This is a genomic window from Shewanella sp. MSW (genome assembly GCF_007636515.1).
In the GTDB taxonomy this organism is placed as follows: Bacteria; Pseudomonadota; Gammaproteobacteria; order Enterobacterales; family Shewanellaceae; genus Shewanella; species Shewanella indica.
In genome coordinates this window covers 1-17,268 of sequence record NZ_LVDR01000026.1, presented here as the reverse complement: position 1 = coordinate 17,268, position 17,268 = coordinate 1, and the positions used below count along the sequence as shown (strand labels likewise).

General features: G+C 46.9%; 14 protein-coding genes and 1 tRNA gene. 8 read left to right on the top strand and 7 right to left on the bottom strand.

Translation table 11 applies throughout. From position 1 onward, the window contains the following. Positions 1–102: 102 nt before the first annotated feature. Both AYI96_RS19400 and AYI96_RS19395 read right to left on the bottom strand, forming a co-directional pair. Entirely contained in the window at positions 103–570 is a 468-nt protein-coding gene (locus AYI96_RS19400) for an LPP20 family lipoprotein (RefSeq protein ID WP_071476989.1), read from the bottom strand. Further along, positions 570–1,220, bottom strand: a complete 651-nt coding sequence (locus tag AYI96_RS19395; RefSeq protein ID WP_260853034.1) for a FlgO family outer membrane protein — start codon at positions 1,218–1,220, stop codon at positions 570–572. The genes AYI96_RS19400 and AYI96_RS19395 overlap by 1 nt, the downstream gene beginning before the upstream one ends. A gap of 699 nt (positions 1,221–1,919) precedes the next feature. On the opposite strand from AYI96_RS19395, the gene AYI96_RS19390 reads away from it, so the two are divergent. The 7 genes from AYI96_RS19390 to AYI96_RS19360 all read left to right on the top strand — a co-directional run bounded on the left by AYI96_RS19390 (position 1,920) and on the right by AYI96_RS19360 (position 7,678). Beyond that, positions 1,920–3,077 (top strand): flagellar assembly protein FlgT, encoded by a 1,158-nt coding sequence (locus tag AYI96_RS19390; protein WP_144362184.1) that lies wholly within the window; start codon positions 1,920–1,922, stop codon positions 3,075–3,077. A 55-nt stretch (positions 3,078–3,132) separates the two neighbouring features. Next, positions 3,133–3,208: transfer RNA gene (locus AYI96_RS19385), tRNA-Arg, on the top strand. Between the two features lie 213 nt (positions 3,209–3,421). Beyond that, complete coding sequence (locus AYI96_RS19380) at positions 3,422–4,288, top strand: hypothetical protein (protein ID WP_144362183.1); 867 nt, start codon at positions 3,422–3,424, stop codon at positions 4,286–4,288. After that, positions 4,269–4,832 (top strand): hypothetical protein, encoded by a 564-nt coding sequence (locus AYI96_RS19375; RefSeq protein WP_144362182.1) that lies wholly within the window; start codon positions 4,269–4,271, stop codon positions 4,830–4,832. Before AYI96_RS19380 ends, AYI96_RS19375 begins: the two co-directional genes overlap by 20 nt. Positions 4,833–4,962: 130 nt before the next feature. Further along, positions 4,963–5,151, top strand: coding sequence for a helix-turn-helix domain-containing protein (locus tag AYI96_RS19370; RefSeq protein ID WP_039034371.1), 189 nt, complete (start codon positions 4,963–4,965; stop codon positions 5,149–5,151). 324 nt (positions 5,152–5,475) lie between these two features. After that, complete coding sequence (locus tag AYI96_RS19365) at positions 5,476–5,877, top strand: hypothetical protein (RefSeq protein WP_144362181.1); 402 nt, start codon at positions 5,476–5,478, stop codon at positions 5,875–5,877. After that, positions 5,870–7,678 (top strand): replication endonuclease, encoded by a 1,809-nt coding sequence (locus AYI96_RS19360; protein WP_144362180.1) that lies wholly within the window; start codon positions 5,870–5,872, stop codon positions 7,676–7,678. Before AYI96_RS19365 ends, AYI96_RS19360 begins: the two co-directional genes overlap by 8 nt. Before the next feature lie 18 nt (positions 7,679–7,696). Here the strand turns inward: AYI96_RS19360 and ptuB are convergent, their stop codons facing one another. The 5 genes from ptuB to AYI96_RS19335 form a co-directional block, all read right to left on the bottom strand. Next, entirely contained in the window at positions 7,697–8,479 is a 783-nt protein-coding gene (gene ptuB / locus AYI96_RS19355; protein ID WP_144362179.1) for a retron Ec78 anti-phage system effector HNH endonuclease PtuB, read from the bottom strand. Continuing rightward, entirely contained in the window at positions 8,476–10,128 is a 1,653-nt protein-coding gene (locus AYI96_RS19350; protein WP_186300094.1) for an AAA family ATPase, read from the bottom strand. Before AYI96_RS19350 ends, ptuB begins: the two co-directional genes overlap by 4 nt. A gap of 2 nt (positions 10,129–10,130) precedes the next feature. Beyond that, entirely contained in the window at positions 10,131–11,150 is a 1,020-nt protein-coding gene (locus AYI96_RS19345) for a retron St85 family RNA-directed DNA polymerase (protein WP_222116216.1), read from the bottom strand. A 369-nt stretch (positions 11,151–11,519) separates the two neighbouring features. Continuing rightward, positions 11,520–12,866, bottom strand: a complete 1,347-nt coding sequence (locus tag AYI96_RS19340) for a tyrosine-type recombinase/integrase (RefSeq protein WP_144362177.1) — start codon at positions 12,864–12,866, stop codon at positions 11,520–11,522. Between the two features lie 892 nt (positions 12,867–13,758). Further along, positions 13,759–15,762 (bottom strand): BCCT family transporter, encoded by a 2,004-nt coding sequence (locus AYI96_RS19335; RefSeq protein ID WP_071476243.1) that lies wholly within the window; start codon positions 15,760–15,762, stop codon positions 13,759–13,761. Between the two features lie 272 nt (positions 15,763–16,034). Here AYI96_RS19335 and AYI96_RS19330 point away from each other — a divergent pair, with 272 nt between their 5' ends. Continuing rightward, positions 16,035–16,919, top strand: a complete 885-nt coding sequence (locus tag AYI96_RS19330) for a LysR substrate-binding domain-containing protein (RefSeq protein WP_200887992.1) — start codon at positions 16,035–16,037, stop codon at positions 16,917–16,919. Positions 16,920–17,268 lie beyond the last annotated feature (349 nt).

The following is a 17,268-nucleotide window of genomic DNA, read 5'->3' as shown; positions in this document are numbered from 1 at the left end:
AGAACGTATACCCACCTCTCAATTCAGCAAAGATTCTTAAGCCACAAAAAGGCCACAAAAAAAGCAGCCAAAGAAGGCTGCTTTTGACTTATACCCATTACCCTAAAAATAAGTGATCTCTTTCACTCTCTGGGGGCGATTTTGTTGCTGATACAGATCCCACACCTGGGCGAAGTCCAGCTCAAGCTCGGTCACATAATGATCGCCGGCCGGATAACTGCGCACAACCCTGGCGCCGCGGATCACCCCGGAAACCGAGGCCTGGATATTATCGCCTTTCAACATCCAGTCACTGACCTTGCTATCAGCCGACAAACGTTGGCCATAAACTTGTTCGGCCAGTTCCCGATAAGCGGCAATCTTGGATGCTTGCATCGCCATCAGCACCTTTTGCGACTGTTCCTTAGCTGGTTGGCTGGCCAGCGGGGCATAGCCTATTGCCGTCAATTTGGGAAAACTGCTTGGCGCCTCTGTCTCCCACTGCACATATCTGTCCTTATCGGCGCAGCCACCCAGAACTAACGCCAATACCAGCGTGACCAATGTCAGTGTGTTGTTCCAATACTTCATTACTTGTCTCCCACTATCCGGCTCTTATCTTCTCCGCGGTTTTCATAGCGATAAAGCAGGCCTTCTTTTGACACCACCTTGTGGGATGGCGCCAGATAACCCGGTAGTTGCGCCTCAAGCACCCGCGCCCCGGCCGTCGAAAGCACCCGATTGTTATTGATGTTAACAATCCGACTGTTGAACAAGATCTCACCTTTAGCCTGGCTCATGCTGGTGACCAGTACATGATCCACCGCAATATCCGTCGGCAATTGTTGCCAGTCGCGGGTAAGAATAAAATCCCCCTGTGGCGTTACCCGCACCGCTTCGGCCAGGTTCAAATCCACCAGATTAAAGCCGCGCTGATGAAAAGCCGTCATTAAGCTCTGCTGTAGCTGTGAGGCCAGTGCATTACTGCCTTGCATATCCTCCACTATCGCAGGCGTCATCACCAATAGCGGCTGAGTCGGTTTGAGAGCATCATTATGGATTACCAATTCATCCACCAACTGATGCGCCAATAGATTGACTGGTGCTTGTTGCGGCTTGAACTCAGCTTGCGGTTGCTGTGATGTCGTACTGCAGGCAGACAGCAGAAGTAAAGGCAATATACACAGGGCTTTATACATAATATCCGTCTCACTGTTGCCGGAGTGGGCTGTTAACTTCATTCAGGAGCCTGACGTAAACCTTGAACCAGCAGGCTTATTCTACTTAGTCAGTCATACAACACCTGCAGGATTGACCCAAGGACGTTGCAGACAGTAATAGTGTCGGTAACATCGTCAGCACCAATAATGCCAAGCTCTTTTTATTTGCATTAAAACTATGCAAATAAAATACCAACCAAGAACTTAGGGAAAGTGCGAACAAGCCCCCATATGTGCTCTGCTCCGGCGTACAGGTCTGGATGCAACGGCAAATGCCCCCAGGCCTTTGCAAGAAGCACAACACAGCAGGCAGGCCAGTAAGCCACACAGCAACCTATTCCCTACATCAAGAAAGTGCCACGAGAACTTATTCGCACCTTCCTTAGCCCTCAGCGTCCACCGGCGAGTTCTCTGGTTTAGTCGTGTTTAACAACCTTGAGAAATAAGCCTAATTGAGCATCTCATTGGCCGTAGTAACTGACGTGAAATGGCCGAACCACTTGTATTACTTATTTATCCAGCCTTGCTCTTTCGGACAACAAGGTTTGTCGAAAGCTTCTTTGGCTTTATCGGCAAATGCTTGCCGTTCTTTAGCCTGGCATTCACAAATAACACAGTACCCCCTCCCTCTCTCTGGCATAAAATTTGAATACCAAGCGATACCAGCTTAAGTGGCGGCAAAATTCCGTCACCCTGACTTCCATTTTGAGGAACCGCCTTATGAGATTGTGCCCCTTGTTCTTGCTGCCGTTGCTGGGCATCAGCCTCAACGCCATGGCAGAGTGGACCGAGGCCCGAGGTGAAGCCAAAATAATCAATGGCAATCTAACCCAGGCACGGGAAGCGGCAATGGACAACGCCATCAACATGGCACTGCTCTCCCGTGGTGGCAGTTTTCAATCGACCCAGAGTGTCAGCCAGGGGCGCTTGACCCAAAACGATTTCAGCCTCTCCAGCCAGGCGCAGATAAGCAGTGTCGAACTGGTCAGCGAAATGCGCCAGGGAGACAAGCTCAAAGTGGTTATGCGGCTCGATATTCTCGACGGCCCGGATAACAAGTGCCAAAGCTCAGCCATCAAGGCCGCTATCCTGGTCCCCCAGGCCGCCATTAAAGACAGAAGCCAACTGCGTTATGGTCAGTTGGAAAATTTCCAGCGAAGCCTGTCCGAACGGATAGCAGCAACGCTGGATAAACAATCCTCCACCAGCTTTGCTCACCTGCACGCCAACGAGCGGCTGGATATCAAAGAGGAGCTTATCAATATCCGCGGCTACCGCCTGCCGACCTGGATAAGTGAAATTACCGACAGCCAATATCTGTTGCTGCCGCAAATCATAGATATCTCCACCGAACCGGTCGAATCCGGCTTTATGGGCCTATGGGACAACGAGCCGCTGCGGCTATTTCAGTTGCAGCTCAGCCTCTATCATGGGATCAGCGGCGAGCAGATCTGGTATCAGAACTACAGCATTTCCGCCCCCTGGGAGTTTGCCAAAAATGAATCCGTCCCTCCCAACAGCGACAGATTCTGGCGTGCCAGTTATGGACAAGCCATAGACAAGGTGCTGGCCAATGCCAGTAAAGATATCGATATGGCACTGGCCTGCAGACCGCTGCTGGCACAGATAGTCGTGCGCCAACAAGATAGAGTGATACTCAACCTGGGGCGACGCAACGGCATCCGCGTGGGTGATCAGTTCCAAATCGTGCTGCAACAAAACCTGCCCGACCGCATGAACCAGATGCGCGCCGTGGCCGGAGAAACCCGGGCGAAAATCACCATAAATCAAGTCACAGAGGAAAGTGCCATCGCAGTGCTCAGCGGTGAAAATGCCGCCCTCAACATTCAGGTGAATGACATCGCGATTAAGATTTAAGCAATTAAATCCAAAGCCTTTTCATCCGGGTGAAAACCAGTATAATCACTGGCGTCTCCCTATAGCTCAACAGGATAGAGCAGTCGCCTCCTAAGCGACCGATCGGGGTTCGAGTCCCTGTGGGGAGACCAGATAGACCTATTTTAATTTCTAAATCAATCACTTACAAAATCAGGCAAATCCTGTGCCGCCTATGTGCCGCCTCAGAACAGGCATTTTTACGAAAAAAATTTCGACCCTTTTGTAAAAATCTCCCTTTTGTACCCTTCGCCCAATTTCTGGACTATCCCGCTGATTTCCGTTAGTTTTTGTTCAAGGTCAATTTTGAGAATGAGCACTCTAGAATGGATGATTATCTAGCCTTATTTGTCGACACAGATAGAGTGGCCTATCTACTTTCTCGGTTACCTTCGCCGTTAATCCCATATCTGCTGGCAGTAGTCGAATTGAATGAAATCACTCAGCCACTTGGAGTGGGTGAACTTCTTGCTGGCGTTCTTCCATCGGACAACCCACAGATACCGCGTGATGAGTTTGGTGAAATATTGGATCCTACGTCCAACAAAGAAGTGATGAAGCAACTGGCAAAGATTGATGGAGTTCAAGAAAAAATCGAAGAACGGCATTCACGGAGCCTCAAAACTTACGCTCAATTCTTCAATCCTCTACGCGAACTACTTCCCGTTAATGACATGGCCTTGATCCGGCAGTTTGGCAATGCGCCCTCTCTGGCCAGTGCATTTGGTGCCGATGAATTAACAGATGGGCCTTTGGTATTGCTCCCTAGCTTCAGTATTCAGTCACAACACACATTGCATGCTGCGTTAGCCTGTCAGATGGCGGGGCTCTCAAAACCAGCTCAGTTGCTCTTTGATGATTTCTTGAATCAAAAGCTAGTTGAAAGTAATCACTCTTATCAGTCATTTCAACAAACGCTACTCAAGTACATCAACCTTAACGAAGCGGCAGCTTCCGCTGGGAAGTCTGGCAGAAATAAAAGACACGGGAAATCAGACAAGGTGAAAGCATTCGCGCTTGAAAGATATGTGAAGGGTAACTTCAAAAACCCCCACCAAGCGTCACAAATCCTTGTAGCCGATGTAGCCGAGTATGGAAAGTCACTGGGTTACAGGTTCAGTAGCGACTATCAGGCTCCCAGAACTATAGAGACATGGATAAGGAAGTACCTTAGTGAACAACACACCAAATGAAAAAAATAAATCACTATTCTTCAAAATATTAAAGCCAGTTTCTGCTGGTATCGTTGCCGGAGTAACCGTTTTATATGGGTATTATCAATTCTCCTATGAGCGTGAAATGAAGTGGCGGGATATTCGCTATCAAGAAGCCAAAGTAGCCTATGAGTCCTTGTTACGAAAAACAGGAAATCTTGCGTTACTAGCAAAGCAAGGACATAAAAATTCGAATGAATTTCAAATAGCTCTAGATGATTTCGACGTGTTTATGGACAGTGATTTTGCGCTCTACCATGGAGATTTTGTGTTCCAAAGAACATATCGAATTCGCGCACTTTTCTACAGTTGTTCTCGCAGTTTCAACAATAGCCAAGAGGATAAATGCGATATAGAGAAAATTGATGCTGCTCAGTACGTTATGGGTAACTGTGCACGCGCATCCTTGGACAACTTAAGAAAGACCGTAGATATTAGACCAACGGCCGATTATAAAGACATTATTGGAAGAGCCGTAGAATATCGTAGCGACAAAAACCAAGAGAGATTCTGTGGGATTTAAATCACTTCCACACCCTGTGGAAGTACTTTTACACCCTGTGGAAACACTTTTACACCCCTACATGTGAATACTCTCTAACCGCCCTTCCCTAACCTTGCTCCTGACTAATTCAAATTGATCAGGAGCAACCATGACAAATCCACTGTTAACCCCGGCTGAAGTAGCCAAGACTCTTGGCGTGACTGAAGGCACCCTATCCGTTTGGCGCTGTACCGGGCGCTATCCACTCAAGTTCGTCAAAGTTGGGCGGCGGGTGATGTACCGCCAAATCGACATAGACACCTTCGTTAACGGGAGGGTCTATGAACATACTCTTTAACGGCTTTATTGCCTTCTGCATCCTGTTACAACTGGCACAGATGCTTGCTGGTCGGTCTGAATTTGGCGACTACTTAATGTCACATAACGAATCCAAAGCCCCGTTAACGACCCCGGCTAACGAGTACCCGTTAACCACTATTAGCCCCTTGTACCCGTTAACGGGTACAGAGTGCAAAATCCCAACGGGTACAGCCACCGTTAACGGGTACGGTTCAACAACCAAATTCGGTGCCCGTTACCTAACGGGGGCCAAAACATCCATCCCGAATTGGCCCTACTCCGCTTGCCCTAGTTCGGCACCTCAGCTTAAGGGGATGCAACCATGAGCAAAGCGCACCGGAACAAGCACCGTAAAGCGAACCGAAAGCCTGTACCGAATTTGGTAACGGCATCACCGAAACTAACCAAAGCTGATACCCAACTCAGCACCGAACAGGCAAGCTTGCTGGCGTGGCTGGCACAGGGCCGTTCGGTAGAAGTCTGCACCGAACTTTGCCCGGATTTGGGTAAGGTCGTCGAAATGCCGGATTATCCCGGCCACTTCAATAAGCGCAGCCTGTTTGCGCTCAAACGGGAAGGGCTGACAAAGGAGCAGGATTGCTTCTTTGCCGGAATGAGATGGTGCCGGGTCAGTTTAAGCCCTAAGGGGCAACGCTTTGCCGCCCTGATAATAGAAAGAGCGTTACTCAAAAGCGATTCGTTAACGGGGGCAGACTATGCCTGAAGTCCATCCGCACGATAACGAATGGCTGAACAAACAGCTTTATGGTGTGCCCGAGGTATTCCGGCAAGAGATCATGGCCGACTATGCCGCCAAAGACTCTCGCCGGGAAGCGAACCTGCATGTGCTGGGCGAGCGTAAAGCCATTGCCACCGTTATAGGTAAGTCCGAGCGTTTCTATCACATCAACCTCAACGACAGGGATTGCACTCAGGCAGCTAAGCTCCTCTCACGTCATGTGCTGAGGTTACTTGCCAATAATCCCCGCCTGAATTTGGCCGCGCTCTATTCCCTGATTGCTGACTTCATCAAAAGCCAAGGCATTGTGCCGCCCCATCTTGCCGAACGCATTTTGAAAGCGATCGAAATGGGCCATATTGCCGGGGATGACGCCATAAAGGTAAAGGGCGCAATCAATCGCGCCAAGGATGAGCAATGGTGGCGCAGAAAGCTTAAAACCAAACATATCCGGGAAGGTGAAACCCTGTCACGGCGCTACAACCAGGTAAACCGCACCAAGGGGATTTACATCAGCAACCTGGGCCTTGGCAAAATCCGTCACCGCTGGCAGGAAAACCAAAGCTTTTTGGAAAGCACCTTAGCCACCAATGAGCATGGTTACAGCGCCAGCCTTGCCGAACTCTCAAGCCTGAATGTGTCCAATCCCAGCATTCGCAGGCAAGAACTTATGGTCAGAACCCGAGGCTTTGAAGAGTGCAGTAAAGCCATGGGCCATCAGGCGCTGTTCATCACCCTCACCTGCCCGTCCAAATATCATCGCAGCCTGTCCAAATCCGGCAGCAAAAATCCCAACTGGAACGGCGCAACCCCGCTCGATGGTCAGCAATACCTTCGCCGCACCTTTGAGCGTATTCGCGCCGCCCTTGGCAATCAGGGCATTGGCATTTTTGGCTTTCGAGTCGCCGAACCTCACCACGACGGCACGCCCCATTGGCACCTACTCCTGTTTGTTGAACCCGAGCAATCCCAAGCCCTGCTAAAAGTCTTTCGCCGTTACGCCTTTGAAGAAGACGGCAATGAACCGGGCGCAGCCAAACACCGCCTTAAGGTGGAAGAAATAGACCCGAGCAAAGGCTCTGCAACTGGCTATATCGCAAAGTACATATCCAAAAACATCGATGGTGAAGGCATAGACCAAGACCTATATGGCAAGGATGCCAAAGACTCAGCCATTCGGGTTCGCGCTTGGGCCTCGCTATGGGGTATTCGCCAATTTCAACAATTGGGCGGGGCCAGTGTCACTGTATGGCGGGAGTTAAGGCGCATGGAAGCCATTAAGGCCGCAGAGCTGAATTGGATAGAGTCCATTCGTCAATGCGCCGACCAAGGCAACTGGCAAGGCTACACCGAGCAAATGGGCGGCGTATTCTGCAAAAGGCAGGAGCAAGTGATCCGTCCCTTATATGAACAGATACGGGAAGCCAAGCAAAATCCAGAGTCATTTCCGGAAACGAATCCCGGAAATCCTGAACATTCCCGGAATAGCCCGGAATTCCCCCCAGAAACACGGCCCGGAACCATTCCCGAAAGTTCAGAAACCCTTGCGGGATTAGAAGCCGCAATTCCGGGAACAAGCCCGGACGAATTCCGGGCACGCTCTGCATCGATAGCGGAATCAGACCCGGAAATTCCAACAATCAAAACCAACCGCTATGGCGATGAAGCCCTAACCCGCCTAAGAGGCATTGTCAGCTTTGAGGTGCAAATCATCACCCGAATCCACCAATGGACGCTTTCTCAGGCAGAAAGCACAGACCGCTTTTCCTTGGAGTGCTGTCAATAAGTGTACGTTTACAAAAAATCAATAGCCAACAGAGTTCAAATACTGGTCTGCTTCTGGTCCCAAATACCAGCGTATCGTTGAAAAGAAGGGCGAGTTAAACAGTCCATTTTCACTCTTACTCATATAAGTTTGGGCAAGGTAATACGTAGCGCTCTCAATGCTACTTCCCGATTCCAACATTAATTCTATTTCTTCTCTTAATTTTTCAATAATACCAGCTCTAAGCCTACATAACTCCTTAGAGTGCAAATTGAGTCGAGTAATAGAATTACTGATTTTATCTCTAAGATGTATAAGCTCATCTGCTTGATTGACACTAACAAACCCATCTTCATCAAATATGAAAACCGATGGATAACTAGGGATATCTGAAATGGGATTTAATAGAATATCAGTCCAATCTTGGTTACCCTTATCAATATCACAATGAACGTTCGGCGCAGTATACCTAACAGCTTTATCTACAACCGTTTCTACACTTCCACCATGACAACAACCGAATAAGTTATCCCAGTGAAGGGAGTAGTTTATTCCATCCCCAACTCTTGAAGCATCGGGCCGTGGGTTATCAGGGTAAAAGTGCTCTACTCTAAAATCGTTATTTGCATTCTGATCGACTTTTAAATCGATTTCACAATAAATACACAACCCACCTTGCTCAGCGATTAAACAATCCCTTACGCTAGAATATCCATCTTTACCAGAGTTCTTATAAAAGCCTTTTTTCCAGTCATCAGCTGGGTTATTCTCGCGATATTGACGAAGAATTTCTGGCTCATCTCCTTTCAAGATCCTTTTCATTTTTGCTCACTAATCCTGCGCTTTCTCAAAATAACATCCATTTTTAGCTTTTTGATGACAGGATCATGATTACCAGACCAAAGTGTTAACACTTCTTCAAGTTGAGAAAACTCTTCTGAATCAAACTTGTTTAGCTTGATCAGTTCTTTATATCTGGCAAGCTTTTTAACAATTTCCAGTTCTTCCGCTCTAGATTCAACACCAAAGATATCATCTAAGGCAGCGTCCACTTCAGAGCCATATGAAAAACTAGGTCGAGATAGTTTAATTTCACCTCTTTCACTTGTCAGTATGGTAATACAATGTTCTTGCACTGTTGTTACTACTTGCGGACTATGAGTAGTGACAATAAATTGGATATTTTTAAATATCTCCAACAGTTTTGGAATGACCATCTGCTGCCATCTAGGATGAAGGTGTACTTCAATCTCATCAATAAGAACAACACCTGAACCACAAAGAACACTTTCTACATCGCTTGCCGTAGGGTTGAGCAAATACAATCTTCTAGCAATATCAGACACTAACGCAAACAATGATTTTTCACCATGAGATAATTCTGATGCGTTAACAGTCGCGCCATCCTTATCGAAAACAATGTTTACTGAATCATTTGTAACAACAGTTCTTATATTTTCAATAAGAAAAAATTTTGAAACCACTTCTTTTATTAAGTCAACCAATGTTACCGATATATCTAGCATCTTATTTAGCTTTTCAATTTCAAGTACTAGACTATCTTCTTGACCTTTCAATATTCCAACAATTTTTTCATCTAACAGGGCATATTCTGGCAAGCTACATTTAGTTTTTCTAACTTGCTCCAATTGAGCAGTGATTGATGATATATTTCCAATAATCTCATCATTGTAATCACTTTTTTCACTTTTAGTTGAAACTAACCATTCCAGTAGTTTTTTATAATTCCCAAGCTCACCAAAACAATTATCATAAGCAGACAGCTTATTTGCCTTTTGTAGTGGTGATTCAAAATCAAATTTTGTATTTTCAGTACTAACATCGAAAGAGCGACTTGCTTGATAAAACACAAAAATAGGCAGCGGTAAATCAACGTAATTTGAATTTAAATCTGCATAAAGGCTACCTAGCTTTTTAAATTCCTCTAGGTAACTCCTGGCCTTTGAACTATCTTCAGCTTTAGATCTTGCTAATACCAATTCAAAATCAGAATGTACGCCAACATTTAACTTTGCTTGCACAAAAGCATCTTTAACACTTAACCCACTATGAATATCTTCTTTCTTTATCGGCCTTCCATTTGCCCCTGACTTAACTGCATTAGTAATCCAGCCATATGCAAGAGTCAAACATTCTAATACTGTTGTTTTTCCACTTCCATTTTTACCGACCAATAAATTTATTCTATTATCAAATTCAATAGCACCATCAATAGATTTTATACCTTTGTAACCATCAATGTCCAACAAGGTAAAATATGGCCTACAATTTAAAATACCTTCATGGACACTTGAGAAGTATTCCTTATAAAGCACTTCGTTTTTTTCAACAGAAAAGCGACCATCTCGATACCATTGACTAGCCGTATACTGGTCACCTAGATGCCCCTTATCCGCGCCGCTTTTGATATCCTCAAATGTTCTTCGCCTATGTGTATAAGTGCGCTCCACGGTTAGCCCCTCCATTGAGCAGTTACTATATAATCAACAGTATCTTGACCAAACTTACACACGAGTCTAGTAATGAAATCAGGTTCAACATGTTGGCAGAATGACAAAATTCCCATCAAGGAGTTTAATTCATCGACATCCAATTCATTTTTTGTCGACTTATAAACCATCGACTTGATAAATCGCTTCCTTTCTCGGCCCAGAGATATTCTTCCAGAGTTTGTAATCACCAATCCAGTTACATGCCTATTGTGAGCTTTTGAACTAAACACGGTCTTTGCGTCATTCACTCGTAGTTTATCACCATAAATATAATCAAGAAAGTATTTTACTATATTTGGTACATTTTTAAGAATGTCGGATTCGTTAGTCGAAAAGAACAGATCGTCAGCGTATCTTGTATACGTAACATGCATAGAGTTACATACTAAAGAAATTAGGTTATCAAATTCGTATAACACAAAATTTGATAGCAATGGTGATGTCGGGGCTCCAACACTTAGCACTAATTTTCCATCTCGCTGTTTAGTCGGCGACCAAAAAATCAAGTTAGCAAGCTGCATTAAGCCCACTTCTTCTAACTTTTTATTTTCTGAGCAAACCTTCCCCAAAAGTTCAACGTCAACACTATTAAAGAAATTAAGAAAATCCATTTTCAACAAATATTGATTTTTGGCATGTACCATCGCATTACTTTTTATGCTTTTCCTTTTAACATAAGCATGTGCACATGAATGAATAGGTAACTCACTCTCAAGAATATCAACCAGCCCACGTTGAAATGCTTTCAATTCTTTTGAGGGATGCGCAATAACCCTATTCCCACCACTTCTTTTAGGGATAGTGTATACTTTATACATTTTAAAGCCCTGCACTTTAACATTCTGTAAAGCTGCAAGTGCAAGTGATTCTGCCGCCATTGGCAATTTTTGGCCTGAATCTCCAAAAATATGAGATGCTTTTTGTGAAAAGAACTTTTTCACTGGGTTAGATGCCAAAAGGCTTTTCTGTAGTTCTTCCATGGGAAACCTTGAGAAGACCCGCCCTCATAAGGAGGGCGGGTCAATGCTCTTTACTGGAGGAAGCGAAAGCAAGAAATTGCTACGTTGCCTAAATCGACTAAGATTTAGGCAACGTAGCAATTTCTTGCTTTCGCAACCTAAATCCCGTTCAATAAGTTTCAGTCTGGCTATACACCCGACTAGGCTGATTAGATTGATCATTGAACACCTTAAAAGCCCAAAACACTAAAGAGCACTCTAAGCATAACAATCATATGTTTGCGGTTCAATGCTTGGCCCTAACCTTTCGTACATGCCCTGTTTTTCTATTACAACATTGAACAGCTTCTCACTTACCACCGAACTGTAACATCAAGATTTATTGACTATTCATCTCGCCAAACCACATCTCTTAAGCAACTCTCGCCGTTCCTCAAGCGAGAGTTGGTTTATCTCCCTGACAAGCCGCTCTACCCGGCTTTCCTGCTCTCTAGGCTTCATGGCTTCGCCAACCTCAGCCCCCAAACCCAGCAAAGCAGCTGTAGTGATCCCAAGCTCTCGCCTTACCTGCTCTATGTCCAAGTGAGCATAGGTGCTGGCGGTAATGCTAATGTCACTGTGCCCAAGCAGCTTACTGGTGGTTTGTATGTTGCCACCACGCATCACGCTCCAACTGGCGATGGTTCGCCGAAGGTCGTGAATGGTGACGCTCTCGCCTTTGCCTTCGCCTCGTAGACCTGCCCTATCGGTAATTCGGTGCCAGAAACTGCCCTGACTGGATTTTTCAGTCACATGGCCTGTAAGGCTGTTATCTGAGGGGAACACGAACCGCTGCCCGGCAACGGCTTCAGCACTGCGCCGGGTGAGAATTTCCATGGCCTCTTTGGTAAGAGGAACCGCATGGGCCTTTTTGGCCTTCATCTTGGAGGTAGGGATAAGCCAAATGCCCCGGTCTTTGTCTATCTCCCGCCACTCCATACTAAGCACACAGCTTTTGCGCTGCCCGGTGAGCAGTAACATCATCACAATGTCGCGGTACAGGGGCCGCTCGCTATTGAGACTTTCAAGCAGTCTTCGCACTTCATCCTGATTCAGAATCCGCTCACGCTTTACCTCTGTCAGTTTTCTGACTTTGGCAAAGGGATTGTGTTCTTGCCCGGCATACATGGACTTGAGCAGGGTTAGACATTTATTGCGAACTGCTGCCGAGCTTTTGATAAGAATGCGCTTCAGCAGGTTCTCAGCCCCTACTGGGTCTATGCTGCTGACTTCGATATGACCTATGGGGGCTTGCAGGTGATTTTCCCATGTTGAGCGCGCATCCTGCAATGACTTGGGCCGCCGCTCGCCAGTTTTTATCTTCAGTAGGAATTCGGCTTCCCAGCCATTAAACAGATCCTGAACCGACATGGTGAGCGCATCACGGCGGGCCGTTTCTTCTCTGGCAAGCCGCTTGGCTTCGTTGGGGTTTTCCCCTTCGGCAAACTGCACCGCTATCTGTTTGGCAAACTTACGGGCGTTCTCGATAGTGACGTTTGGAAACTCGCCGATAGTGACAGACGTGTCCTTTCCCAAGTGCTTACGGCGGAACCGGAAAAACTTCTTCCCGCTCGGCATAACCTCCAAAATCAGCCCATTTACCGAGTCTCGATGCCCAAAATCGGCCAAACGATACCTTTTTGTGCCGCTTTTAAGCTGTTCAAAAGCACGTTTGGTGAAAGAAATTTCTACGTCCATTTACACTTAGCTCCAAATCCTGTGCCGCCTATGTGCCGCCTTAGGGAGTAAATTAGACTAATTTTGGTTAAAGTCAATATAAGACAAAATCACATAACTCATTGTATTATATGGTTTCGTTAATTTTGATTAAGGTCGGTAAAAGTGAAAAATCTCTCCTGTGGGGAGACCAGCATTTTCTTCTTGTGCCTGCTTGCATAAGTCTCAAGCTTTTTTAGAACCCATCCTCTGCCGATTCAGGCGCTTCAAATTAGTGATTTTGTTCTCTGATAGTTTTCTCTTTGGGAAAACATTGAGTTGGTGATGTGGCCATCGTGGCTTTAAAGCCCAAAGTAACCAACCAACTTGGATTTAGCTTCCCGCTAAGCAATGACCCTTCACCTGCGGTGCGGATGGGCAGGAAGCTCGAATGCCGTGAAGGACAGGACGTCCGAGAACGATCCTTTTCGCACAGACTCTCCTGTAACATGACGCGAGCTGCGCAGCAACATGCTTTCGAGCGCGAGTCATGGATGGTGAGCTGACCGTTAAACTGGGAAGTTGTTGTGACCCCATCCCTTATCTCCATGGATGGAGTGTATGCCGACATCTGTCTGGAACAAATTCGATAGTAGCCTCGACGAAAACATCTGACCTACAAGGAGGTAGGAAATGCCGAATTTGTCGGGAACAAAATTCGGCCCTGTTTTCGACGGTCACAGTTCCGCCTGAGCCTGGGAATTAGGTGTATACCTATGACCTTTCCCACAAATTTATCCGAAATAAATTTGAACAGCTTTAGCTGGCCCGTGGGGAGAGGTCAGAGAAAATTCTACTTATTGCTGCGGTTATTTTTCGGAGAGACTACCTCCCGCGGCAAAGCCCGAGATGTGGTCATCTCGGGCAAAGGGAACTAACGTACCCGATTGAGGAAATGAAGATGTTTCTCATATTGGTCAAGAATATCAGCAATCAGTTGATTGCGGTTGTAACCACAGATGTTGTATTGCTGAGCGCCTTCATTCAAATAGACTTCAATGTATAACTGCGATTTGGGACGAGATTGACTACGTTCGCCAATAAAGGACGGAATGCTCGCTTCTCGTGCCCAAGCACCATAGACAAAGTTACGTTCATCTCCGTGGTCAACCATCAATGAACACGCGTGTTCATGTGATGTGATGTGTGTGTTGATCCCGTTTTGTTTGAAGACGTCGGCCACTTCATGCATCACCGCCATAATGTCATGTTGTAAAAACTGTAGCACTTCTGTTTTCTCTGGGATCGTGATGAGCTGCTCTAGATGTTGCTGCCAGCCAATCTCTTGGATCCGCGCTAAAGTACTCGGTGTCGCTTGACTGAGGTGATGGGCACTATCAATTTTGACCATCTCTTGTCTGAGTGACTTCAGCAGTCCAAAGCCAACCAGAATTAATACGGGTGCAAAGGGCAGTGCAGAAGCTAACGAGGCCGCTTGTAAAGCAGAAAGGACATTCTGTCCCCCTGCTAAAATCAATGCCGCGGCCACTAAACCTTCAGAAACAGCCCAAAAGATCCGCTGTTTTGCGGGTGTCTCATCGCCATCTTTGGCAGTTAAGGTGTCAATGACCAGAGAGCCTGAATCGGAAGACGTCACAAAGAAAGTAAAAATCAACAGGGTAGCAACCACCGACGAGATGCTAGCGAGGGGTAAGGTATCTAAGAAGCGAAACAGCGAGGTGGGGGTGTTCGCAAACACTTGCTCAACCAACTGCGGCATGCGCTCTGTCATGATACCGTGCAGCGCCGTATTCCCAAAGACCGTCAGCCAAATAATCGTGACCCCGACAGGCACAAATAAGACACCCAAGACAAACTCTTTGATGGTCCGTCCGCGTGAAATTCTGGCCACGAACATGCCGACAAAGGGTGACCAAGCAATGAACCAGGCCCAATAGAACAGCGTCCATCCGCCTAAAAAAGAGTTGGTTTTGTCACTGTTGATGTAGGCATAGCTATTGAAAGTCATTTCGACCAGCGAGGAGATGTAGCTCCCGACATTCTGGGCCAGTGACTGGAAAATAAAGAGTGTGGGGCCCGTGATGGCCACGAAGATCAGTAACACGGCAGCAAGATTTAGGTTCCACTCCGATAAACGGCGGATCCCATTATCCAATCCGGTCACCACCGAGAGGGTTGCCATGACGGTTACAATCGCGATGAGAACCAATTGGGTGAGCGTGCCAAAGGGGATCTCAAACAGATAGTTTAAGCCGGAATTGATCTGTAACACGCCCAGTCCAAGGGAGGTTGCGATCCCAAACATGGTTCCAAAGACCGCTAAAATATCAACGGCATACCCAATCGGGCCGTAAATTCGTTTGCCGATGATCGGGTAGAGTGCTGAGCTGATCCGCAGTGGCAAACCATGACGAAAACTAAAATAGCCCAACGCCAGGGCCACAATGGCGTAAACGCCCCAGGCATGGACACCCCAGTGGAAGAAGGTGTGGGTCATCGCCTGACGTGCAGCCTCAACGGTTTGCGGCTCACCCTCTGGTGGGTTTGCAAAGTGAAAGACGGGCTCGGCCACCCCATAGAATATTAATCCTATCCCCATCCCAGCGGAGAACAGCATCGCAAACCACGAGCGAGAGCTGTATTCCGGTTTGCTGTGGTCTGGTCCCAGTTTGATTTTCCCAAATCGGCTAAACGCGAGGATCAGTGTGACAATCAGGTAAAACCCCATTGAGAGGAGATAAAACCATCCAAATGTCTCAATGATCCATGATTGGAGCGAACCAAACCAACGGCCTGCGGTTTCAGGCATCGCGATGGTAAATAGGACGAACAGGACAATGAGTCCTGCGGATGGATAAAAAACAGGTGGGTTGATCCCCGCCATACGGGGTTTCGTGACTTCAGTTGGATTACTCATAATCAGATGGCTTTATTCACCTTATTGTGGGTGGATGGTCGCTTCGCAGCCTGATCTGCTCTTGTGCGCCGAGCTTGCATCGATGAGATGCTGAAAAGGTGGGCAAATATGGACGATGCAGCAAACGTGAACGTGAAAACCTAGTCACGATTGTGAGTGCTGGCGAAAACATGTGGTTCAGGGCGAAGGGCAGCTTGTTTCATATGGCTGGTATTGTGAAAGATGAGCCGATATTATGAAAACAATAATTTCCGATAGAGGTATTATGAAACGTGATAATAGAACCGTTGAAAAGTCGTCCTTTTGATTTGGTGCTGCTCAAAACCTTTGTGCAAGTGATCGATAGCCAAGGTTTTACTGCTGCTGCTGAAGCCTTGCATCTGGCACAGTCCACCATCAGTGCTCATGTGAAACGGCTCGAAAGTCAGGTTGGAACGCCTCTGCTAGAGAAAGGTCAGCGGATCCCGTTCCCGACCCCAGTGGGACGGAAGGTCTTACTGCACGCTAGGCGATTGCTCAGCCAAAATGCATTGGCATGGCAAGATATCGTTGAGCCGAGGATCGATGGGAGCGTGCGGCTGGGGATCCCCGATGATTATTTAGTCTATATGCCAACGGTCTTGTCGGAGTTTGAGCGTCGCTTTCCAGATGTAGAGCTACAGGTTTATTGTGGATTGAGTGTCGAGTTGCTCGATCAGATGCAGGCGAAAATGCTCGATTTAGCCATCACCACTCGACAACCTAAAAGTCCGGGTGGTGAAGTGCTCTGCCAAGAGCAGACCGTCTGGGTCGGTGCAGACCGACTTGAGATCCAAAAACGGCAACCTCTGCCGCTGGCGGTCTCGAAAGATGGGCTCTGTATTTTTCGTCAACGAGGGATCGATGCGCTCAAGAGTGCAGGTATTCCGTGGCGGATCGCCTATACGAGTGCCAGTCTGTCAGGGTTAACTGCTGCTGTCAGAGCGGGGCTTGCTGTGACGATCCTCACTCCTTCCATGGTGCCTTCAGGCTTGCAGATCCTGACATCTGAGCATGGAATGCCCACGCTACCCATGACGGAAATTGCACTCCATTTACAACCTGAAGCCGAAACCAATGAAGCCACACGCCGTCTTGCCAACGGGATCCGAAAATATATCCATAGGTCAGTGAGTTAAACTTACAGAGGCGTTGCTCCATCTATTGTAGCGGCATAGTTGAGAACCACTAGAGAACCACAGGACATCCTAGAGAACCACAGGACATCCTAAAGAGAACCACAGAACCACAGGACATCCTAAACATTTTACGGACCACCTGGAAGCATACCTTGCGGTCTCAATCTCTTATAAATGACGATGAATTATTAGAAGTAGACTCTCTAAGACGAGTAATCTGCGTGCTTCATGCAAGAACTGCGATTGCCAGGCAGGCCAACGGCAGGCTTAAGCCTGTTTATGCAAAATCACCAAGGGTTTAAGGTTAATGGGGATGTATTGCTTGGCTTTGTTGCTTACCCCGGCACCA